The organism is Arthrobacter sp. TmtSoilC79, from assembly GCF_059739405.1.
The window spans coordinates 2,631,067-2,652,065 of the sequence record NZ_AP046051.1; the positions used below are offsets into that span (position 1 = coordinate 2,631,067).

20 protein-coding genes are annotated in these 20,999 nt (G+C 58.8%); 13 read left to right on the top strand and 7 right to left on the bottom strand.

Annotation, left to right across the window (positions count from 1 at the left end; genetic code table 11):
• Positions 1 to 17: 17 nt before the first annotated feature.
• On the bottom strand, positions 18 to 1,328 hold the full coding sequence (locus tag AC6JA3_RS12115) for an MFS transporter (protein WP_051420757.1): 1,311 nt from the start codon (positions 1,326 to 1,328) through the stop codon (positions 18 to 20).
• Positions 1,329 to 1,490: 162 nt separating this feature from the next.
• Between AC6JA3_RS12115 and AC6JA3_RS12120 the strand changes: the two genes are divergently transcribed.
• The 6 genes from AC6JA3_RS12120 to AC6JA3_RS12145 all read left to right on the top strand — a co-directional run bounded on the left by AC6JA3_RS12120 (position 1,491) and on the right by AC6JA3_RS12145 (position 8,112).
• Positions 1,491 to 2,219: an SDR family NAD(P)-dependent oxidoreductase gene (locus tag AC6JA3_RS12120; RefSeq protein ID WP_026540401.1), complete on the top strand. Its 729-nt coding sequence runs from the start codon at positions 1,491 to 1,493 to the stop codon at positions 2,217 to 2,219.
• 46 nt (positions 2,220 to 2,265) lie between these two features.
• On the top strand, positions 2,266 to 3,570 hold the full coding sequence (locus AC6JA3_RS12125) for an MFS transporter (protein ID WP_347783477.1): 1,305 nt from the start codon (positions 2,266 to 2,268) through the stop codon (positions 3,568 to 3,570).
• A 9-nt stretch (positions 3,571 to 3,579) separates the two neighbouring features.
• Entirely contained in the window at positions 3,580 to 4,734 is a 1,155-nt protein-coding gene (locus AC6JA3_RS12130) for a C45 family autoproteolytic acyltransferase/hydrolase (RefSeq protein ID WP_347783478.1), read from the top strand.
• The gene (locus AC6JA3_RS12135; RefSeq protein WP_026540398.1) at positions 4,724 to 5,566 is read left to right on the top strand and encodes a polysaccharide deacetylase family protein; all 843 of its coding nucleotides are present in this window, start codon (positions 4,724 to 4,726) and stop codon (positions 5,564 to 5,566) included. Before AC6JA3_RS12130 ends, AC6JA3_RS12135 begins: the two co-directional genes overlap by 11 nt.
• Positions 5,567 to 5,634: 68 nt before the next feature.
• A complete protein-coding gene (locus AC6JA3_RS12140; RefSeq protein WP_280642490.1) occupies positions 5,635 to 6,276 on the top strand; it encodes an SDR family NAD(P)-dependent oxidoreductase in 642 nt (213 codons plus the stop codon).
• Positions 6,277 to 6,369: 93 nt separating this feature from the next.
• A complete protein-coding gene (locus AC6JA3_RS12145; protein WP_081733262.1) occupies positions 6,370 to 8,112 on the top strand; it encodes an ABC transporter substrate-binding protein in 1,743 nt (580 codons plus the stop codon).
• A 105-nt stretch (positions 8,113 to 8,217) separates the two neighbouring features.
• Here AC6JA3_RS12145 and AC6JA3_RS12150 read toward each other — a convergent pair whose 3' ends face one another.
• Both AC6JA3_RS12150 and AC6JA3_RS12155 read right to left on the bottom strand, forming a co-directional pair.
• Positions 8,218 to 9,648 (bottom strand): APC family permease, encoded by a 1,431-nt coding sequence (locus AC6JA3_RS12150; RefSeq protein WP_081733261.1) that lies wholly within the window; start codon positions 9,646 to 9,648, stop codon positions 8,218 to 8,220.
• Positions 9,638 to 10,558 carry a carbon-nitrogen hydrolase family protein gene (locus AC6JA3_RS12155; protein WP_051420755.1) on the bottom strand — a complete coding sequence of 307 codons (921 nt, stop codon included), beginning with the start codon at positions 10,556 to 10,558 and terminating at the stop codon, positions 9,638 to 9,640. Before AC6JA3_RS12155 ends, AC6JA3_RS12150 begins: the two co-directional genes overlap by 11 nt.
• A 111-nt stretch (positions 10,559 to 10,669) precedes the next feature.
• Here AC6JA3_RS12155 and AC6JA3_RS12160 point away from each other — a divergent pair, with 111 nt between their 5' ends.
• Positions 10,670 to 11,287 carry a TetR/AcrR family transcriptional regulator gene (locus AC6JA3_RS12160; RefSeq protein ID WP_051420801.1) on the top strand — a complete coding sequence of 206 codons (618 nt, stop codon included), beginning with the start codon at positions 10,670 to 10,672 and terminating at the stop codon, positions 11,285 to 11,287.
• Between the two features lie 46 nt (positions 11,288 to 11,333).
• On the opposite strand, the gene AC6JA3_RS12165 is transcribed toward AC6JA3_RS12160, so the two are convergent.
• Positions 11,334 to 12,221, bottom strand: a complete 888-nt coding sequence (locus AC6JA3_RS12165) for a LysR family transcriptional regulator (RefSeq protein ID WP_026540396.1) — start codon at positions 12,219 to 12,221, stop codon at positions 11,334 to 11,336.
• 294 nt (positions 12,222 to 12,515) lie between these two features.
• Between AC6JA3_RS12165 and AC6JA3_RS12170 the strand changes: the two genes are divergently transcribed.
• The 6 genes from AC6JA3_RS12170 to AC6JA3_RS12195 all read left to right on the top strand — a co-directional run bounded on the left by AC6JA3_RS12170 (position 12,516) and on the right by AC6JA3_RS12195 (position 18,447).
• Positions 12,516 to 13,916 (top strand): ABC transporter substrate-binding protein, encoded by a 1,401-nt coding sequence (locus AC6JA3_RS12170; RefSeq protein WP_051420754.1) that lies wholly within the window; start codon positions 12,516 to 12,518, stop codon positions 13,914 to 13,916.
• A gap of 93 nt (positions 13,917 to 14,009) precedes the next feature.
• Positions 14,010 to 15,026, top strand: a complete 1,017-nt coding sequence (locus AC6JA3_RS12175) for an ABC transporter permease (RefSeq protein WP_026540395.1) — start codon at positions 14,010 to 14,012, stop codon at positions 15,024 to 15,026.
• Positions 15,027 to 15,115: 89 nt separating this feature from the next.
• Positions 15,116 to 15,937 carry an ABC transporter permease gene (locus AC6JA3_RS12180; protein WP_026546627.1) on the top strand — a complete coding sequence of 274 codons (822 nt, stop codon included), beginning with the start codon at positions 15,116 to 15,118 and terminating at the stop codon, positions 15,935 to 15,937.
• The gene (locus AC6JA3_RS12185) at positions 15,934 to 16,884 is read left to right on the top strand and encodes an ABC transporter ATP-binding protein (protein WP_026540393.1); all 951 of its coding nucleotides are present in this window, start codon (positions 15,934 to 15,936) and stop codon (positions 16,882 to 16,884) included. The genes AC6JA3_RS12180 and AC6JA3_RS12185 overlap by 4 nt, the downstream gene beginning before the upstream one ends.
• On the top strand, positions 16,881 to 17,084 hold the full coding sequence (locus AC6JA3_RS12190; protein ID WP_497920141.1) for a hypothetical protein: 204 nt from the start codon (positions 16,881 to 16,883) through the stop codon (positions 17,082 to 17,084). The genes AC6JA3_RS12185 and AC6JA3_RS12190 overlap by 4 nt, the downstream gene beginning before the upstream one ends.
• Positions 17,044 to 18,447 carry a serine hydrolase gene (locus AC6JA3_RS12195; protein WP_497920142.1) on the top strand — a complete coding sequence of 468 codons (1,404 nt, stop codon included), beginning with the start codon at positions 17,044 to 17,046 and terminating at the stop codon, positions 18,445 to 18,447. The genes AC6JA3_RS12190 and AC6JA3_RS12195 overlap by 41 nt, the downstream gene beginning before the upstream one ends.
• A gap of 85 nt (positions 18,448 to 18,532) precedes the next feature.
• Here AC6JA3_RS12195 and AC6JA3_RS12200 read toward each other — a convergent pair whose 3' ends face one another.
• From AC6JA3_RS12200 to AC6JA3_RS12210, 3 genes are read right to left on the bottom strand one after another with little or no spacing between them, the layout of a single operon-like run.
• The gene (locus AC6JA3_RS12200; RefSeq protein WP_497920143.1) at positions 18,533 to 19,636 is read right to left on the bottom strand and encodes an alcohol dehydrogenase catalytic domain-containing protein; all 1,104 of its coding nucleotides are present in this window, start codon (positions 19,634 to 19,636) and stop codon (positions 18,533 to 18,535) included.
• Positions 19,633 to 20,079: a zinc ribbon domain-containing protein gene (locus AC6JA3_RS12205; protein WP_175493405.1), complete on the bottom strand. Its 447-nt coding sequence runs from the start codon at positions 20,077 to 20,079 to the stop codon at positions 19,633 to 19,635. Before AC6JA3_RS12205 ends, AC6JA3_RS12200 begins: the two co-directional genes overlap by 4 nt.
• A gap of 21 nt (positions 20,080 to 20,100) precedes the next feature.
• Positions 20,101 to 20,973, bottom strand: coding sequence for an N-acyl homoserine lactonase family protein (locus AC6JA3_RS12210; RefSeq protein ID WP_238324862.1), 873 nt, complete (start codon positions 20,971 to 20,973; stop codon positions 20,101 to 20,103).
• Positions 20,974 to 20,999 lie beyond the last annotated feature (26 nt).

Sequence of the window (20,999 nt, forward strand, 5' to 3'; positions counted from 1 at the left end):
AGGAACCTCGGCGTTTTTCAGGAGCCAATCATGGCGGGAGAGTCGACGGGCAGGTTTTTTAGCCTGTAACGTTCCAGGGCCGCGACGCCAGTGGCCGTGGCGATAACGAGCAGCGCGTAGAAGGCAGCTACACTCCAAGGCCCGGTACCCACCAACAATGCTTGGGCTACCAATGGGGTGGAGCCACCAATGATCGTTGCGCACAGTTGATAGGCGACCGATACTCCGGTGTAGCGTACGTGGATCGGGAAAGCGGCCGCTAGGGTCGAGGCCAACAGAGCATAGTAGGCCGACCCTCCGAAAACATTCAGGACCATCATGGTGGCTAAGAACACGATGTTGCCTGACAAGAGCGCCAGGAACAGGGGCACAATCATCAACAGGGCGAGGCCCAAAGCACCGAGCATTAGTTTGAGAACACCGATTCGTTCGGCAATCCTCGCTGCCATAGGCTGCCAGATGAACTGGAGGATTGCGGTGGCAAGGAAGATATTGAGGATTACTTGACGGTCCATCTTCAATTGCCCAGTCGTCCAAGCGAGCAGGAAAGTGTTGCCGAAATAGGCCGATGAAATTCCCAAAATGGATGCCAAAACTCCGAGCATCACGGCCGTGCGTGCAACACGAAAGACAGTCACGACCGGGACTTCAGCGACCTTCCGGCGTGCCTTCGCCTCGGTGAAGGCCGCGGATTCCTCTACTTTGGCCCTGATGACCAGCCCTACGACCACAAGAACGGCGGAGAACAGGAACGGTATACGCCACCCCCATGCCAGAAATTGCTCGTTGGGTAGAAGACCGACCAGCAGGAATGCCAGGGTCGCCAGGATGGAGCCGGCCGGTGAGCCCTGTTGCACCCATGTCCCTGCCCGCCCCTTGTTTTGTTCTGATGCATTCTCTGTGGCAAGGAGGACTGCGCCGCCCCATTCACCGCCAACTGCTATCCCCTGCAGTGCGCGGAGCAAGATCAACAGCACAGGAGCGGCAATACCTATGCTGGCGTAGCCCGGAAGGACGCCGATCATGGCGGTGGCAATGCCCATCAGCATCAAAGTGATGATGAGCGTGTTTTTCCGCCCGATCTTGTCCCCGAAATGCCCAAAGATGATGCCGCCAAGCGGGCGGGCAAGGAAACCCACCCAGAAAGTGGCAAAAGACGCCATGAGAGCTGCACCCTCCGCCGCCTGAGGGTAGAAGACTTTGCTGAAAACCAGGGCTGCGGCAGTGCCGAAAATGTAGAAGTCGTACCACTCGATGGCGGTTCCGACGAAGGCCCCCAGAGTGGCGCGCCTTTGCGCCGTCGTGCGATCCGCCGGGATCTTGGCCATGTTGTCTCCTTGTTGTCGTAAAAAGAGGTGCAGGTCACTTCTACGACAACTATGGGCGGCCAGGACCTTTCAGTCATCGGTCATGTGACCGATGTTGCGACGTTTCGAAGTCTCTAGCATGTGGTGACCGTGTCACGCAGTCATCATCCAGGAGAGGTCGTCATGCAAGAAGCAAAAGTTGTGGTTGTTACCGGTGCAGGCAGTGGGCTGGGCGCAGCAATTGCCGATACCTTCGCTGGACAAGGTGCAACCGTTGTCCGTGGGGATATCCGCTACGAAGGTGAAAGGGACTCCCGACTTTTCCTTGACCTTGACGTGGCTGACTCCACTTCGTGGGAGGACTTCGCTTCCTCCGTGGAGCGGCGTTTCGGCGCCATTTCCGTTCTGGTCAACAACGCCGGCGTCAGTATTCGGACGGACTTGCTGCGAACGTCCGACGAGAAGTGGGACCAGATCATCCGGACCAATTTGTGGGCTCCATGGAAGGGAATCAAAGTGTTCTCCCCCCAGCTTCAGCAAACCAACGGAACGGTCATAAATGTGGGTTCCATTTATGGCGAGACTGTGCCTCCCATGACTGGTGAACTGCCTGCTTCTGTCGCATATCAAGTGAGCAAGGCGGGGCTGCACAGACTGACGAAGGTGGCCGCCGTTGAGCTGGCCACCATGGGCATCCGTGTCAACGCAGTTATGCCCGGAGTCTTCAGAACGCCGCTTCTGGAGGACCTCCCTGACTCCGAAGCCCGTCTTCGCATCGCCGGAGCACCCATGAACCGTGCGGGTCAAGTGCAGGAACTCGCCGCCGCCGTCGCGTTTCTCGCAAGCAACGAGTCCTCGTTCGTGACAGGTGCATTGCTACCGGTGGACGGGGGTTACCTCGCAGCGTCCTAGCCCATCCACCGTTTGCCCTAACCACCAGGCCCAAAGGTTACAAATAATGTCCAAGCAACAAATCAATATGCTGCAAACCCCGGCTTCCGCGGCAGCCCAACGTCGAGCAGTTCTCGCCGGGAGCTTCGGAAATCTTTTGGAACAGTACGACAACCTCGTATACGCCTACTCGGCCAGCCTTTTGGCAGTGGTGTTCTTTCCAACAGCAGAAGGCATCACAGGGATATTGGCAACCTTCGCCGTTTTTGCAGTTGGTTTCCTTGCCCGGCCCGCCGGAACACTGATTTTTGGCCATATTGGCGACAAAGTCGGCCGAAAACAGGCCCTTATTGTGAGTGTGGGGTTGATGGGCGCAGCAACTTTACTGATAGGTTGCCTGCCCACCTACAACTCCATAGGCGCCTGGGCTCCCGCTCTGCTGGTTGCCGTACGCCTTATTCAAGGCGCCGCCGTCGCGGGTGAGTGGGCGGGCTCCGCCGCAATGCTTGTCGAGTACGCTCCCCCGCACCGCCGCGGCTTTTTTGGAAGCTTTAACCAAGTAACCACGGCGGCCGGATTTCTCCTTGCTTCTGCGGTCGTCGCCCTGAATTCCCTTTTCTTCGATCAGCAGGAGATGATCGATTTTGGTTGGCGCGTACCTTTCCTGATTGGTGTACTCACGGCGGGCGTGGCAGTGTTCCTCCGTTTTGGCTTGGCCGACACCCCTTCGTTCCAAGCTGAAAAAGACGCGGGACAAACCGCAGACAAACCATTACGGATTGCATTCACTACTCAAAAGCTGGCGATAGCAAAGGGATTCGGATTTACGGTCGGTTGGACTGTCGCCTACTTTTTCTTTCTCACCTACATACCTACGTATCTCACGACCGTCGCCGGGGTCTCTCCGAACGTAGCCAAGTCCTCCAACCTGGTGAGCCTCGCGGTCATGGTTCTTGCAATCGCCGGCTTCGGTGCTTTGTCCGACCGAATTGGCCGCAAACCCCTGTTACTCATCGGGTCAGGCGGTTTCGTCGTACTGAGTTATCCGATCCTCCTGATGTTCGGCACTGGAAACGACTTCCTGGTGTATCTCGCACAGATCGTGGTGGCTGTCATCCTGGCCGCATTTTCAGGCCCGGGCCCCGCAGCCCTGTCCGAGCTCTTTCCCACCAGGGTTCGCTACTCATCCCTGGGCATCGGCTACAACTTCTCCGTCATGCTCTTCGGTGGCACGGCCGCCTTCTTCGCTACAGGGCTCGTGACGGCAACGGGCGTACCCGAAATGGTGGCTTTGCTTCCGATGGCCGCCGCTCTGGTAACCCTGCTCGTAGTCCTGCGGATGCCCGAAACTTTCCGCACTCCCCTTCGTTAGGACCAACCAATGCAACCAATCACCAACACGCCAGCTGTCTTCGCCGTTCAGGGCTCCTACTTGGACATGGGCGAGCAACTGGGACAACAATCCGCCAACCTCATAGAGCAAAGCCTGAACACATACGTCCAGCGTTTCAAGGACGATGCCGGGCTCACGGACAACGACATTGACCGTTGGGGCGAGCGGTATTGGCAAATCTTGAAAAGCTACAACACTGACATTGCTGCCATGCTCGAGGGCATGGCCAGGGGTTCCCGTCAACGCGTAGGACGACTTGCGGCTCTGAATGCGCGGACCGAGATACTCTATGGATCCGGATATACGGAAGAAGGATGCACTTCGGTTTCCGTCGTGTCGAGCCATACCGCAGATGGTCACACACTGATCGGTCAGAATTGGGACTGGCATCCTGAGCAAGGGCCTGCCACCTTCCTTTTGGCGACCCGTGACACGAACGGCTTCTCCGTGTTGTCACTAACGGAAGCAGGCATGCTTGCCAAGTCAGGGTTGAACTCCGCCGGGCTGGGTGTCTGCGCCAACCTGCTTGTATCTGACCGGGACGCAGGCGGCCATGGTGTGCCGTACCACTACTTGCTTCGCGGGGTCCTGCAAGCCAGGACCATGAGCAAGGCTCACAAGGCGGTTCTTGGGGTCAGCCGGGTCTCTTCAGGCAATATTCTCCTGGCTGACGCCGACGGGGAATCAATCGATTTCGAGTTGGCTCCGGACGACTTCGGTTATCTCCTGCCGGCAGACGGAATGATTGTCCACGCGAATCATTTTGAAAGCGGGCTCAACCTCAAAGACTTGAAGGCTGGTACAAGCGCACTGACTCTTCTGAGGTCCTCCCGGTTGCGCCGACTACTGGAAGGCAAGGCCCAGGATCGCGCCGTCGAAGTCTCCGATCTGATCAGCGCCCTCAGAGACACCTACTCCTACCCTGACGGAATCTGCCGTTACCCGGACCCCGGAGTCCCAGGGAACGAACAGGTATCCACCGTCTATTCCGTGGTGATGGACCTTAACACCCTGGACTTATGGATTGCGCCAGGTTCACCAAGTGAAAACCCCTACTCGAGATGGAATCTGCACTCACTCTTTACCCCTGGCCAGCAGCCGAACCTTGAGTTCCACCCTCTGGAGGCTGCACATGTCCACTAAAAGGGGAACCGTTTGCCTGACCTTCGACTTCGATGCCATCTCATTGTGGATTGCGAGGTCCATGACCTCGCCCGGCCCGGTGTCGCGGGGCGAGTTTGGTGCTTACGCCATCCCCAGAATACTTCGCCTGCTTTCGCGCAACGGCATCACCTCGACGTTCTTCATCCCTGGGCACACCTTGGAAACCTATCCCCAAGAGAGCCAGTGGATAGCCGACGCCGGCCACGAAATCTCCCTGCACGGATACGCCCACGAAAACGTTTCGCTTCTGACCGAAAGTGAAGAAAGGAGTATCAATGAACGAAGCATCGCCCTTATTACGAAGCTGACTGGCTCGGCGCCCAAGGGTCATCGCACACCAAGTTTCGACTTCACGAACCACACAGTAAAAATCCTTGAACAACTGGGGATCGAATATGACTCCTCCCTTATGGGTCAGGACTACCAGCCCTACTTTGCGCGTTACGGCGACCACTGCCCGCCCGACGCTTCCTTCGAGTTCGGAACGCCCTCTTCAATCATGGAACTGCCGGTTTCCTGGACCTTGGACGATTATCCACACCTTGAGTTTGTACGCACCAAGGACTTCGTCATGCCCGGGCTTGCAGATCCGCAAGCCATGTTCAGATCCTTCCTCCGCGATGTGGAATTTATGGTCCGTGAGGAAACCGGAGGAGTATGTGTGGTGACGCTCCATCCGCAAGTAATCGGCCGGGGCGGGCGCCTCCTGGCCTTGGAGCAGTTCATTGAGCAGTGCCTGGATTTGGGCGTTGCCTTTGAGACTTGCCTCAATGCGTCCAGGGAGAAGCGCAGGGAGCTTCTAACGAAATGAAAGATCTCTCGCGCAAATATCTTGTCATCGGCTCAGAGGGAGGTCTCGGGAAATCCGTAACCGCAGCCATGGAAACCTCCAAACATTCTTTTACTGGCTTGGACCTGCCTGAAGTAGATCTGAAGGTCAACGGAACTTTGCGGCCAATGATTGAAACCAAGTGGCTGGAGTCGGGTCCGTTCGACGGCTTGGTTTTCGCGGCCGGAATGTTTCCGGCAATACTGGCCGACGAAACGAGCGAGGATCAGTTCGATGAACTCATGGTGGTCAATGCACGCTCGGCGTTGATCGCGATAACGACCATGGCCCGGCTGACTGTGGCTGACTCCCGGCAGTGCTCGGTAGTTGTCATTAGTAGCACCGCAGCGGCCCGGGCGAGGACCGGTACCACCGCCTACGCAGCTTCCAAGGCCGCCCTGGAAGCAATAGTCCGTGGAGTCGCACTGGAGAATTGTTCAAGGGGCTTCCGCGTCAATGCTGTCGCTCCCGGGTTTGTTGACGGTAGTTCTCCCCTCAACGCAGTCCCGCGGGATTACGTCGCCGCGCTCAGCACCGCTTCGCCTCACGGAAGGGTCGCGATCCCGCAGGACATCACACCAGCGATTATGTGGCTCCTTAGCGCGGAATCACACTGGGTCACAGGTCAGACACTAGTGGTTGATGGCGGCACCAGTCTTGGGTCGCAGAATGCTCCGAACTGGCTGAAATAGACACTCTGTAAGCAGTGTTACGCCCTTTCGGGCCCTTACGTCGGGAGTAAAATTGACGAACTAAAGGTCACCCTAGGTCGCTGACAGGACTGGATGATGGATCGCCGCACTTGTGCTCCACTGCCCGCGAAAACGGATCATCAGATCATCGTGTGGGATGTAGACAACACTCAAACCACCAGCCCCGGATTTTTTGCTGCCAGAGCTTCCTTAGTTGACTATGCTGTCCGTGCTCTGAATAACAAGGTTTCCCACGTGTCGTTCTTATTCGTCGATGGACGACACGTACGGAGAATACGAATTGAGACTGCAGTTGGCCATAGGCTTTCCACGGTTTTGACGGCCGAGTCCACACCTCCGCCCTTCGGATTAACGGTCAGAGAGCTCGAAGTGGCCTCCTGCGTAGCTGGCGGCCTTTCCAATCCCGAAATCGCGGAGCTGTTTCACTGTGCCCGACGAACAGTCGCTACTCACATCGAACACATCCTCACGAAACTCAACGTCGCCTCCAGGGCCGCTGTAGCTGCCTTGATCGCGGCAGCCAACGCTTACGTTGCTCCACTGTGCACTACCAGGATCGAGTTACCGGAAGACCTTCGACAGGTTCTCCTCACACAGGTGGCGGAGAGGCGAGGGCCGGCTAGCCTTCAGCGGGCGGCGAGCATGAGGCCTATTCGTCTGGCCTCAATTTTTCCAGAGGGAATCGCAGGCCGGCATGACGTGGGAAGCATGCGTCGCGGCTCTGAGCTTGCTGTTGCCCGGCTGAACCGGATCGGCGGTGTTAACGGACGCCCGGTAGAACACGTGGCAATCGAGACCTCAGCAGAGAGTCTTGCCCGGGTCGTGGGAAATATGCAGGACATCGATATGGACGCATTCACGCTGGGAAACTTCCCGCTGCCCGCTGCGTCCGCGGCGCTCCACGTCGCATCACGTAGCGGTACACCCTTGTTGCACGGCATGGTTAATCCGGCCCTGAGCCACGACGTGATGGAAAACTCGACGATACTGGGAAACACCTTCCAGGTCTGCGCGACAGAAATCGCCTATCTGTCCGGTTTTTCCCGAACACTTAGCATGTTCGTGGACACCGGACAGTGGGAGCCCCCGGGCAAGTCCGTGGCCTTGGTGGTGCGGCAAAGTTCGCTGGCGCGGGCGAGCGTCGAAGACCTCCAGCGCGAGGTTGAAAACAGCGGATGGAAGGTTGGGTTGGTGATTACCGTTGATGACAGTGAACCCAACCTCGCCAAGGTGGCCGCCGAGGTTTCACTGGCACGTCCAGCGGCTGCCTACATCTCCGTTTTTCCAGAACGCGATCTCGAGGCCTTTATCGGCGGACTCAAGACCCATGGAAGTCCTCCGCTGGTATACACGGCATGGTCACCGACCGTCCCGAACTTTGCCGCCCGTCTGGGACGGTTGGCAGAAGGGTTGGTATGGTCCACCGTCATCGGAACCTATGATGATCCGGTCAGTGCACCGTTCAGGAAGCTTTACACTGCCACTTACGCGCAGGATCCTGGATCCGGCGGGGCGGCAATGCACTTTGACATGGTCAACGTTCTCGCTTCGGCCTGGTCGCAAGTGAACGCTCCGTGGGATTTTGAAGTTGTCAAAGCGGCGCTCAGGGACACTGTGTACCGCGGAGCCGCAGGACCGTATTACTTTGGCGGAGCGGGGCAAAGAGCACTGTCATTTCCTGATGACACCTTGGATGCCTCATTGGGGCACATGCACCTGGTCCATCAGATTCAAGGAGGCCTAAGCAAACTCATCGGACCGCCACCGTTGGCAAGCCACAAGTTCGTCGCACTCGAGCCGGACCACAAGCCGTAAGAGTCAGAACGTCTTCCTATTGCGCCTGTTCTGCCCTTCGAGGTCGTGTATGCCGCCAAAGGGCGGGCCTGATGGACAGGCCCGCCCTGGTGGTTCCCGGAGGGTTCAGATTTCGGTTGACTGGACTCGGCCGCCACCGTGCTTGATGGGTGGTTGGTGTCCGCTGTCCGGATTTTGGAGGTCCTCGACACTTTGAGCAGCGTTGCTCTCTCGCTCGTGGAGACGCATCTCCGGTGGTTCCTTGCGGAAGCCCTTGGTCAGGAAGGCGAGGTAGATAACGCCCAGGGCGATCCAGCAAAGTCCGATGGTGATGGCAATGGAACTGAGCTGGGTCAGGAGGTAAATGTCGACGCCGGCACCCAGGATGGGTAACACTATGAAGCCGATGACCGACATCTTTTTGCCCTGCTTACGGCTTCGGATGAAGTAGGCGATAACGCAAAGGTTGACCGTTGTGAATGCCAGGAAGGCTCCGAAGTTGATAAAGGATGTGGCGATTTCCACGGAGATGTTCAGTGCCAGCATCGCCATTGCGCCGACCAGGACGAGATTGAAGACGGGCGTTTTGGTTCGGCGATTGAGGCGCCCGAAGAGCCTGCGGGGCAGGACTCCGTCACGGCCCATGACATAGAGGAGGCGGCTGGTGCTGGCTTGGATGGCAAGGCCGGATGCGAATCCGCCAATGATGCCCAGGATATTGGTGACGTTGGCGTAGAACTGACCCCCGACCAGGACCTGCATGGCGTACGCGGCAGTTGCCGCTTCCTCAAAGTCCCCACCGGGGTGTACCAGCTGCATGATCAAGGAGACAACAACGAAGAGTATTCCACCGACGATGACAGTCAGGAGGATCGCGCGTGGGATGTTCCGCTCAGCGTTTTTGGTCTCTTCGCTGAGCGTGCTTACGGCGTCGAATCCCAGGAAGGAGTAGGCAGCAATGGCGGCGGCAGCGGCGACGCCGCCCACCGTGGTGGCGTTGTTCCAGAAGGGATCCGTGAACGACGCCGCCGGGTTTCCGCCGAGGTAGGCCAGACAGTATGCGATGAAGATGCCGATGAGAGTGACCACCAGAAGCGTCAGGACTTTGTTGACGCGGTCGGTGAGTACGATTCCCGTGACGTTGATGATCGTCGTCAGACCTGCATTCAGCGCGAGCCAGGCCCAAACCGGGATGTTGGGAAACTGCGCTGCCAGATAGAAGGACTGGAAAAGCCAGGCCACGGTGGGAAGGAAGAGGTAGTCCAAGAGGATTGCCCACCCCACGAGAAATCCGACGCGGGAATCGAGCAACCTCCTCGCATACACGTACGCAGAACCGGAGTTCGGGAAAATCTTTGCCATCTTCGCGTAGCTAAGTGCCGTCAGCAACATGGCGACGGCGGCTAGTGCGAACGCCGTGGGCGCTGTTCCCTCGCTGGTGGCGGCGATAACGCCGAAAATCGAAATGACGATCCCCGGGGCCATGTAGGCCAGCCCGAACACGACTACCGATAACAGCGATAGCTTGGGGGCAAGTTTGGTGGGCTCAGCGGACATGGGAGGTTCCTTGGGCTAAGGCAGTGCTGAGGTCGGTCATGATAGTCGGGGAGTTTGTCTGGCGCCAGAGAAGGGGATCAAGCCGGCCCGAGTAAAGCGGCAAGGGAATCGATTCGTCGTTTTCAGCGAACTGGTCCCAGGGTCGGGTCACGCCCGCCGTGCCATGCCGACGAACATTGACCACCTGGTCCAGGTCGATCACATCCACCAAGGTCGCATCTTCAGGTCCGGTCGCCGAGACCCGCACGCGGCCCTCGGGGTCGATCAGGAGGCTGCGCCCCACCCCGTGGGGGCCGGCCGCGTTGACGCTGGCAACGAAGTTCTGGTTGACGATTGCGTTGGCTTGGCTGATTACTACTTCTTGCACCCGGTCATTGGTGGGGGTCTGAACAACATTGAGAATGAGCTCCGCGCCCATCCATGCCAAATGCCTGCTGTGCTCGGGGAACCAGGCGTCGTAGCAAATGGACAAACCCACCCTGCCGTAGCCGGCCATATCGAAGACCACGAAGTCTGTACCCGAGGAAACCGTTTCGTAAGGCTTCCACGGAAAGATCTTCCGGTAGGCAGCCACGGCTTTTCCCTGCGGTGAGTAAACAACGGCGGTGTTGTAGATGCGACCATCAGTGCCACGTTCAAGAACACTGCCAGGCAACAGCCAGATACCCAGATCGCCGGCGAGCTCGGCAAGAATGCTCCCGCGCGGGCCATCAAGAGGTTCGGCAGAGGCCTCCATGTAGGCCTGCCGCTCGGCAGGACCAGGAGCATCTGCGCTATTCAAGTGCAACTCCGGGTAGACGAAGAGGTCGGCGACCGCATGTGCTTTGACCTTCCGCTCGAGACCAGCTGCAAAATCAGTCAAGGTCTCTGCGGGCGATTGCACAAGAGCCAGAGGGAGAAGTCGAGTCATGGCGTGGGATTCCTAGAGGGAGAGTTCATTAACTAAATATTAATTAAAGATTAATTAACGAACTATGATGTGTCAAGGCTCACGTCGAAGCGGTATGAAAGCATGGTGACCATGGCAAGACCACGGAATCAAAGAGAACGCCGGGATCAACTCGTAGCAGCAGCCGCACGAGTCCTGCTGGATAGAGGATCATCGGCGGCACGCCTCTCCGACATTGCAAACGAAGCGGGCGTCACCCCCGCTGCGGTTCTGTATTACTACCGCGACGTTGATGAACTCTTCAGTGAGGTCTTCCATCAAGGTGTCACGGAGTACTGCGACCGTAGGGAAGCCCGGATCCAGGCTGAAAGCGGACCTGAAAACCAGCTCAGGGCCTGCATCCATTCCGGGGTCCCATGGCCGGGCGAAAGCGAAACCGCCAGCCGCATCCTCGTGGAACTCATCCCTGTGTACCTGCGCAATGAAGCGGCCGCACGCCAGCAGATGGCCTTCGTCGAACGCCAAACGAATCTCTACCAAGGGATCCTGGATCGCGGGGCACAGGCGGACGCTTTCACCTTGTCAGCACCAGCGGCATTCCTGGCACGTAGCTTCGTAGCGCTGGAAGACGGACTCGTCATGGATGTCCTGCTCGGGGACCTCACGCCGGACGACGAATACGAATTCCTGATCAGCTATGCGATGAACATGGTCAAGACCAGACCCGGAAAAGACTTGCAGCTCAACTGAACTCCCGCGCTGCAATGGCCAGCGCCACGTTGGTCCGATGGTGATGCTACAGTCGGGCGGCTGGATACAGGTCCGCGGTAAAACGTGAAAGGTTCTGCAGGCACTCCCCTATTGCCGGCGCCGCGAAATGCAAGGGATTCCAGACGCCGAAGAGGGTGAACACAAGATCCTTTCCCCTATGCGTGATAGGCATGGCGTGCACCCCAAAACTTGGATCATCCGAGAGTACGCAGATTCCCTTACCGGCTGCTGCCAAGGCTTGGCCGACGCGGGCTGAACGCACTTCAAATTCGGCGGTGTAGGTGAGGTGCTCGGCACTGACAGCATCGTCGAACATCGTCCGAACGCCAAAATCAGCTGTCATGGCAATGAGAGGCCATTGGACAAGTTCGGAGAGGCCGATTTTCTCCCTGCCCGCCAGAGGATGCTCGGCGTTGCACTGAGCCCAGAGGAACGCACTGCCAACAACAATCGATTCCAGATTCGATGGTGGCGGCTTGGTCCCCAGGGCAAAGTCAGCCCTGCCCTCCTGCAACTCCTGGTAGACAAACTCGGGGGTTGCCTCGACGACGTCGGTCAGTATTCCCCCCGGCCCTTGGGAAACGATGAACGGGGCGATGATGTCGGCGATGGTCGCGGAGGCCGCCGCTATCGTAAGCCTTTGAACGGAACCGCCCGCCATTGCGCGAGCGGATGATTTGGCCTGTGCCGCGCGAGTGACCAGGTCCTTGGCAATCGGCAGAAACGCAGTGCCCGCCGCAGTCAGGGACAACCTTGCTCCCGATCTATCAAAGAGGGTCAGCCCGAGCTCCTTCTCCAAGGAACGAAGCTGCCTGGAAAGAGACGGCTGGGCGACCAACAGAGAACGTGAAGCTGCGTTGATTGATCCTTCATCAGCGATGCTCAAAAAGTACGTCAGGTGTCTCAGATCCACTATGCCTCCAAGGTATTGGTTTTACTCATCATAGGCATTTCCCAGGCATAGTCGCTCATAGTTAGACTCGTCACACTTCCCCACCTTCTTCAAGGAGTCTCTGTGGCACCCTTATTTCAACACCCTGCTCGGACCGCTTTCGCCGCGGCCGCTGCAGCCATACTTGCCCTAAGTTCAGCCGGCTGTACCTCGACGCCGGACACATCGTCAAAACCTGAGGTCTTCAGCGTTGCTGCGTCTGCGGCCATTACAACCTGGGATCCAGTCCGATCCTTTTCAACCGAAGCCCTGTATATGGGCAACATTTACGAGCCTTTGCTGTGGAAGAACCCGGAGGGTTCGGCCGAGGAATTCAAGCCCGCTATCGCCGAGTCCTGGAGCGCCAGTGAGGATGGAAAGGCCTGGACTTTCAAGATCCGTTCCGGCGCGACCTTCCATGATGGCGAGCCCGTCAACGCCGCCGCTGTCAAGGCCAGCATTGATGCTGCGAGGACGCGGGCAGCAGCATCCTTTATCTGGGCGCCGGTGGAGAGCATTGATGCTCCTGACGACTCTACGGTCGCCATCAAACTCAAATACGCCGCCCCGATGGACCTCGTCGCTTCCTCCACCTATGGTGCATGGATCGTTTCCCCTAAGGCACTCGCAGCATCCGAGAAGGACGACAAGTACTTTGATGCCGGAATCGATGGGGGCTCTGGACCTTACACGATCGACTCCTACAAACCCGGCTCTGAGGTTGTGCTGAAAAAATTTGAGGGTCACTGGAACAGAGCATCTGCCCCTCATTTCGACGTGGTGGACATCTCCATCACCCCCGATGCTGTAACCGCCCAGCAGATGTTGACGGCAGGCGAGGTCGACTACGCGACCAGCATTCCGCTGGAAAACGCCAAAACGTTAGCCGACGATCCGAAGTTCACGGTGAAAGACTTCAACTCTCCGTTCAACTTCATGGCCATGTTCAACACGACCCGCGCGCCGCTCAACGATCCGGAGGTCCGCCGCGCGCTCAGCTATGCCATTCCGTACAAGGAGATTATTGACATAGGAGCCCAAGGCTACGGCACACAGTCCCATGGACCGGCTCCCCGGGGTATCTTCCCCTTCAGCCCGGATGTGCCGCAGTACTCCCAGGACTTGGAGAAGGCCAAACAGCTTTTGGCCTCAGCTGGTCATGCCGACGGCATGAAGCTGACGCTTAGCTACGCATCCGAGAACCCTGCCGAAGCCCGATTTGTGCCACTGATCAAGGACGCGTTCGCCAAGATAGGGGTGGAGCTTGAGGTCAAGGCGCAGTTGTTCAATCAGCAGTGGGATGCAGCCAAAGCAGACCCCGCAACAGCTCAGGACATCTTCGTCTTGTACTACTGGCCCACCTACAGCGATGCCGGAAGTGACAACCTCACCACTCTCTTCCGTTCCAGCGAAAAGCCGTCCTTCAACTTGAGCTACTGGAATTCCCCGGAGTACGACAAGTTGGTGGACCAGGCGGCGACGTTGACGGGCACGGACAGAGCTGCAGCCCAAGACCTATACAAGCAAGCCATGGACCTCCTCTACAGGGAAGCACCTGCGGCATTCCTCTACGACGCCCGCGGCGTCTCCGTCGTGCCGGCTGGACTGAATGTTTCCCAGTTCAACGAAAACTACCCCTTCACGGTGTTCTTTGCAGACATGAAACCCGCTGCATAGTCACCCCCAATGGATCGAGGCCCGGGCCATCTGGTCCGGGCCTCGTCTCTCCCCTGCTCGAAATTCAAACAATTGTTAAAGATAAGGAGAACCATGTTGCGCTTTGTCCTCAGACGGCTCATCACATCGGTGCTGGTTCTCGCCGTGCTCACAGTAATCGTTTTTGTGCTGGCCCGTATCGTTCCCAGCGATCCAGCCGTCATTTATGCCGGTCCTAAGGCTCCGCCTGCCGAGCTCGATCGGGTTCGTCAGGAGCTGGGCTTTGACCGGCCCATGATCGTTCAGTACTTCGAATACGTGAAGAACCTGCTCACCGGCGACTGGGGCAATTCGCTTGCCACAAAACGCCCGGTGTTGGATGAATTGCTCTCACGCCTCCCTGCCACCTTGGAACTCATCGGTTTTGCCATGTGTCTGGCTGTTCTCGCAGGGGTCTTCCTGGGCGTCGTTGCGTCCCGTCGTCCTGGAAAGTTTCTGGACGGCACTATTCGGTTCCTGTCCATCGGGGGAATTTCCGTGCCCGCGTTTTGGCTGGGGTTGCTTCTCCAGCTGTTGTTCGTTGGGGGGCTGGGTGTACTTCCAGCCACGGGACAGTTCAGTAATTCCATCAAGTACTCCGATCCGATCACTCACATCACAGGGTTTCCCTTGTTCGACAGCCTGCTCAGCGGAAATGGTGCGGCCTTCCAGGATGGATTGCAACACATGATATTGCCGGCGCTCACCCTTGCCGCGTATCCCCTTGGACTCATGGCGCGTATGACCAGGGCCGCCATGCTCGATGTCATGAACCAGGACTATATCTTCACGGCCCAGGCGTACGGTCTGAAGGAGGTCGCCATCCGCTGGCGCCTTGCCCTGAAAAATGCCCTGCCGCCCGTTTTATCGATCGCCGGAATGGCGACAGCCTACGCCCTGACAGGAACGTTCTTCGTCGAGGCCGTCTTCAACTGGCCGGGGATCGGGCAGTTCGCCACGTCCTCCATGCTCGCAGTGGACTACCCGGCCATCATGGCCATTACTCTCATGGGCGCCACAGCATACCTCGTGGCCAACCTCCTGGTGGACATACTGCAATCCCGAATCGATCCCAGAGTGAGAATGTCATGAGCCCCACAACCGAAAGCACCACCCCGAGTCGATCCCGTGCGTCCGCGGAACAATCCAACCTCAGACCGCTTAAACTTCTTAAGCAGACCTTGGGCCGCGACCGTCTGGCCGCTGCTGGGGCGGCGATCATCGTCCTCGTCATTGTCTTGGCAGTTTTTGGGCAATGGCTGGCACCCTTCCCCGACCAGGGCATGGGCTCCACAAATGCCTCTGCCCGGAACCTCGCTCCCAACGCCCTTAACTGGCTTGGCACCGACCAGCTTGGCCGCGACGTTCTCAGCCGGATCATCATGGGCGCCAACCCGGCGCTGACGATCTCTGCGACTGTTGTCGCCGCTGCTGCCCTCATAGGAATACCACTCGGCGCTGTGGCCGGGTACTGCGGCGGCTGGCTCGACGAAACCTTGATGCGTGTGACAGAGATCTTCCAGGCGTTCCCGCCGCTGCTTCTGGCAATGGTCACCGTTGCCATCCTTGGGCCAAGCCTGACCAACGCTGGTATCGCTTTGGCCATCAGCTGGTGGCCTTGGTACGCACGCCTTGTGCGTGCGGAAGCAAGATCCCTTCGCGAACGCTCCTACGTCGAAGCAGCCCGCGCCATGGGCATCTCTCAGTTGCTGATCATCACCCGCCATGTACTTCGCAATTGCATGACACCCATCCTCGTCCAGGCAACGGTCGACATCGGCACGGTGATCCTGGCCGCGGGATCCTTGGCATTCATTGGTCTCGGAACCCAGCCCCCCCTGCCCGATTGGGGCCTAATGGTTGCTGAAGGACGAGGACTCATCTTCAGTTCCTGGTGGATAGCCACCTTTCCGGGTCTAGCCATCTTCCTGGCAGTCCTCGGATTCAATCTCCTCGGAGACTCGCTGCGCGACCTCCTTGACCCCAGGCAGGTAAAGCGATGACACACGTACTGACCATCCGCGACCTCAACGTGGAATTCATCGATCGGGGAAAGGTCACCAATCGCCCGGTCCGAGGGATCGACCTCGATGTTTCCGCCGGTGAGATCCTCGGCCTGGTGGGGGAAACCGGCTGTGGCAAATCCCTGACGGGACTGGCCGCTTTGGGCATCCTTCCACGCGGCGCGCGCCGTACGGGGCAAGTGACGATGGGCGGTGATCCCCTGCAGCCGTCGTCGGAGCCGGACGGTCCGGCAGCAATCGTCTTTCAGAACCCCGGGACCGCTTTCAACCCCGTCTTCACGCTTGGCCGCCAACTTAGCGATGTCCTGAGCCGGCACCGGCAGATCTCGAGGTCCGACAGTAAATCCGAAGTGTTGCGGCATCTCGGTCTTGTCGGTCTTCCGGACCCTGAGCGGGTCTTCCTCAGTTATCCGCATCAATTATCCGGCGGGATGCTGCAGCGTGCCATGATTGCCATGGCCCTGCTGCGCCAACCCCGGCTACTGATCCTGGATGAGCCCACAACGGCCCTTGATGTCACTGTCGCACGGCAAATTTTGGTCCTCATCGACGAACTCAGGCATGAGTTTGGGTTCGGCGTGCTGCTCATCAGCCATAACCTTGGCATCATTCGCGATGTCTGTGACAGGGTATCCGTCCTCTACGCCGGCAGGGTGATCGAAACCGGGACCGTGGACGCGGTCATGAACAACCCCCGCCATCCATACACCCGCGGACTCTTGGGCGCCCTGCCGGCAGGACGAACCCATGGCGAACGACTGAGTGCCATCCCCGGATCAGTGCCAGGAAACCTCCTGTCCATCACAGGGTGCGCCTTCATGAACCGATGCCCGCATGCAGTCATCGACTGTTCCTTTACAGACCCTTTGCTCACCCGCAACGGGTCAGACCATGCAGTCGCCTGTATCAAGGAAGACGAACTATGACCAACGTCCTCAGCCTCGAAAAAATCGTCAAGACCTTTCCTCACCATAAAAGAGTCTTCACCGCAGTGGACGATGTCTCCCTCAGCATCAAGGAAGGTACGGTCTACGGACTTGTCGGCGAATCCGGCTCCGGGCAAAAGCACCCTCGCCCGCTGTGCCATGCAACTGGTGCGCCCAACATCCGGAAGGACAATTTTTGAAGGAGATGACCTCGGCAAGCTTGCACCCAGAGCATTAAGGAACGTCCGTGCGCGGATGGGAATGGTTCTTCAAAACCCAGTGGCGTCCTTGAATCCACGCATGACCATCGGCGCTTCGGTGGCGGAACCCCTCCGGGCCCACACCACCCTTAGGGGGCAGGCTCTCCAATCGAAAATCGAAGATCTCCTGGACGAGGTCGGGTTGGGAGCCGGGCACGCCCACAGGCTGCCGCACCAACTCTCCGGAGGACAGTGCCAACGAGTTGGGATAGCGCGCGCACTGGCCACATCGCCCCGCCTGTTGATCCTGGACGAACCCACAAGTGCCCTTGACGTTTCAGTCCAAGCCCAGATTTTGAACCTTCTTCAGGATCTGCAGCAGCAAAAAGGGCTCACCTACTTGCTCATCTCGCACGACCTCGATGTCGTCCGTTATCTCAGCGATGAAGTGGCAGTCATGAAGTCCGGAAAGATCGTAGAGAGCGGAGCAGCTGAACGGATCTTTACAGATCCACAGCATGACTACACGCGCACACTCCTCGAGGCTGCACCTGGACACAAGGCATCACCTGGAGTCGGCTCGCACACTCGCTACGTCCACGTTCTCAAGGGAAGTGCCTACGGTGATGCGACCGTCCGCCAAGTCCTCGACATGACGGCAGCGGTCCAGTACAGCGAGGACTACCTGGATTCAGACGCTGAAGTCCAGCAGCAGGACCGGATTGCCGGCTGGCGTCCGAAGCTCGAGACAGACGCCGGGGACACCTACGAATTCCTCACGCGCCTCAAGCCGTCCGGAGAGCATGGCCAGTCATTCCAGTACTGCTCGGCAGGCACCGACGTGCTTGCATGGATCATCGAGAACGTCACCGGTAAGCGGTATGCAGACGTCGTCTCAGATGAACTCTGGTCCCGGCTCCTGACCGAGGATGATGCACTCATCACCACCGATTCCGGCGGTTTCGCGTTTGCCAATGGTGGGATTGCCTGCACGGCACGTGATTTGGCCAAGATCGGACAGCTGTTGCTGGACGACGGCAACGTCAACGGCCGCACGGTGGTCCCGTCGTGGTGGATCAGCGACACAATGCGGGGCGGAGACCCACTACTTGCCAGAGGGAGCGCCTACCAGAAAGTCCACCCTGAAGGTTCTTACAGAAACCAGTGGTGGGTCCTCGGCGATGAGAGGGGCACACTCTACGCCGCAGGAATCCATGGCCAATTTATCTGGATCGACCCTGTCAGCAACACCGTCATAGCGAAGTTCTCCTCGTGCGCACAACCGGTGGGCCTGGAACTAAGCCGGGCGCATGCGACCGGCTTCAGGCAAATAGTCAGCCTCCTGGAGAACCGCCCCGACTAAAAGGACCGGTAAGGCCCATGAGTGGAGGGCGCCCGCGCTGCCCTCCACTCAAAGCCACGCTCACCGTAGTCATGCTTCGGTTGCGTCAAAACCTGATGATCTGGCGCATGGCGAGTCCATCCGCGAGGTCATCCATGGCTTGGTTTACTTCTCCGAGTGTAATGGTCGATGAAATCAGCGCTTCGATGGGGAGACGTCCTTCACGCCAGAGCTGCGCGAACGCCGGGATGTCACGGGCCGGTACAGCCGACCCGAGATAGCTGCCAATGATCGTGCGCGCTTCGGCCGTAAGCCCAAGCGGCTTGATGACAGCTTCAGCAGTTGGGGCTGGGAGGCCAACGGTGACGGTCCTGCCACCGACGCCGGTCAGCGCCACTGCGGTCTCAAAGGCCCTGGCATTCCCGGCCGCCTCAATCACAATCGGCGCTTTAAGCCCTGCTTCGGAGGCCTGGCCAGGGGAATAAACGGCCGTGGCACCCAGGGCCATGGCCCGTTCAAGCTTGTCAGGGACGGCGTCCACCCCGATGACATCGCCTGTACCAAGGGAAACCGCTGTGAGCAGTGCGGCCATTCCAACGCCACCGAGTCCAACAACCACGATCGACTCCCCCGGCTCGGGCTTCGCAGCATTTATGACGGCTCCTCCGCCGGTGAGCACAGCGCATCCAAGGACAGCCGCGACCTCCGGCGGGATGTCGTCGCCAACAGGCACCAGCGAGCGACGATCGACGACGGCGTGGGATGCGAACGCGGACACGCCCAAATGATGGTGAACGTCCTGCCCGTTACTATGCAGCCGAACTCCGCCCGAAAGCAACGTTCCGGCGTTGTTAGCCTTGGACCCGGGTGTGCAGGGAAGACGGCCGTTGGTGTGGCAGTTGGAGCATTCCCCACAACGAGGCAGGAAAGCCATCACTACCTGCTGTCCATTGCTGAGGTCCTCGACCCCGGACCCGCAACTGACGACGCGACCGGCCGCTTCATGCCCCAGCAGCATCGGTACGGGACGAATGCGGTTGCCGTCCACCACAGAGAGGTCGGAGTGGCAAATTCCTGCGGCTTCGATTTTGATCAGCACTTCTCCCTCACCTGGCGGGTCGAGGTCGAGTTCTCTGACGCTGATGGGTCGCGAGGCTGCGAAAGGCCTTGGGCTGCCGATATCTTCGAGTACTGCTCCTACTATTTTCACGGTGTGGCTTTCATGTTGGTGGTCCCCGGACCAGGGGCCGGGTGAGTATGCGGGGTTGCTCCCTCTGCCATGGCCGAGGACACTGCCTCGGCAATGTCATCACCGGCACGGAGCGGGCGGCCCGAGAAGATGCCTTCGTGCGCGAGGATGGGGCGTCGGTCTCCGGCCAGCTCGGGGTACTTTTCTTCAAGTGCCTCGCGGCGCCCTGCCAGACGGTGCCAATGCGCTATCGCGTCCGGGTCGCCTTGCCCCACCGCATTCCAGCTTCGCGGCATCTGCTCACGGGAGGGTCCCGCGGAAGCGCGTCCGCCGATGTTGAGCCGGCTGGGACGCCTGTTGGTTTCTGCCTGACAGGCCGGGCAGGGCGGGTTGGCCGATGACATGCTTTTGAGGCCAGCCTCGAAGAGGTGCCCGTTCTGGCAGCCGAAATCGTAGAGGATCATGGTTCTCTCCCGGTTAGCGGGTCAGTTGTAGAAACCGTTGGGTGCATAGCGCAGTGTTTGGGCTTGATCTCCGTCATGGCCGAAGATGACCTCCGCCCCGGTGCGATCTGCGATACCCCGAAGTTTTTCGACGGACTCGAGCCAGCGAAGGTTGTCCCAGACGATTGCCGCGCCCACGGCTGGAGGCCCCCAGCTGTCAGCGAGGTACACGGCGTCCGAGGTGAAGATTTTCGTGCCCTCGTTCTTGAGATCCAGTTGCAACGACATGGTTCCCCACGTATGTCCAGGAGTCTCCAGTGCCTTGACGCCGGGAACGATCTCCACGTCGCCGCTTATCCCCTCCAGCTCCAAGGAGTCGTAGTCCGAGACGATATGCGCTCCCTGTGAGTAGCCCTCAATGGCCCGCGCGCCTGCGATTTCGGCGCTGTTCGCGATGATCCGGGTCTTGCCGTTGCTGAACATTGAGGCATTGGCGGCGTGATCGAAATGCAGGTGAGAGAGCACCAGGATGTCGATGTCGTCCGGTGTCAATTCCAACTGCGCGAGTGAAGAGTCCAGATAGCCCGGACCGTCCACGGGTTCGCGTACCGGGAAAAAATCCTGAAATCCCGTCGGCGCCCATCGTTGCTCCCAATCACGGGGAACGCCTGTGTCCCACAGTATCCGTCCCTCTGGGTGCTCGATGAGCACAGCATGAGTGGGGCACTCTCCCCAGACCACCGGATCCTCCTTGTGGTGTCGGTCGCGAATGGTCCGCCCGCCTTTGAGCAGAAGCCACGTGAGATCTGTTTCCATGACCCCTGTGGACAGAATATGGACTCGCATGTCCGTCACTACAACCTCCTTGTTGTTGCCGGCAACTTTTGCCGTGTCCCAACTCTGCAGGTTGATCATCGGCAAAACCATGGCTCCAGGCGACA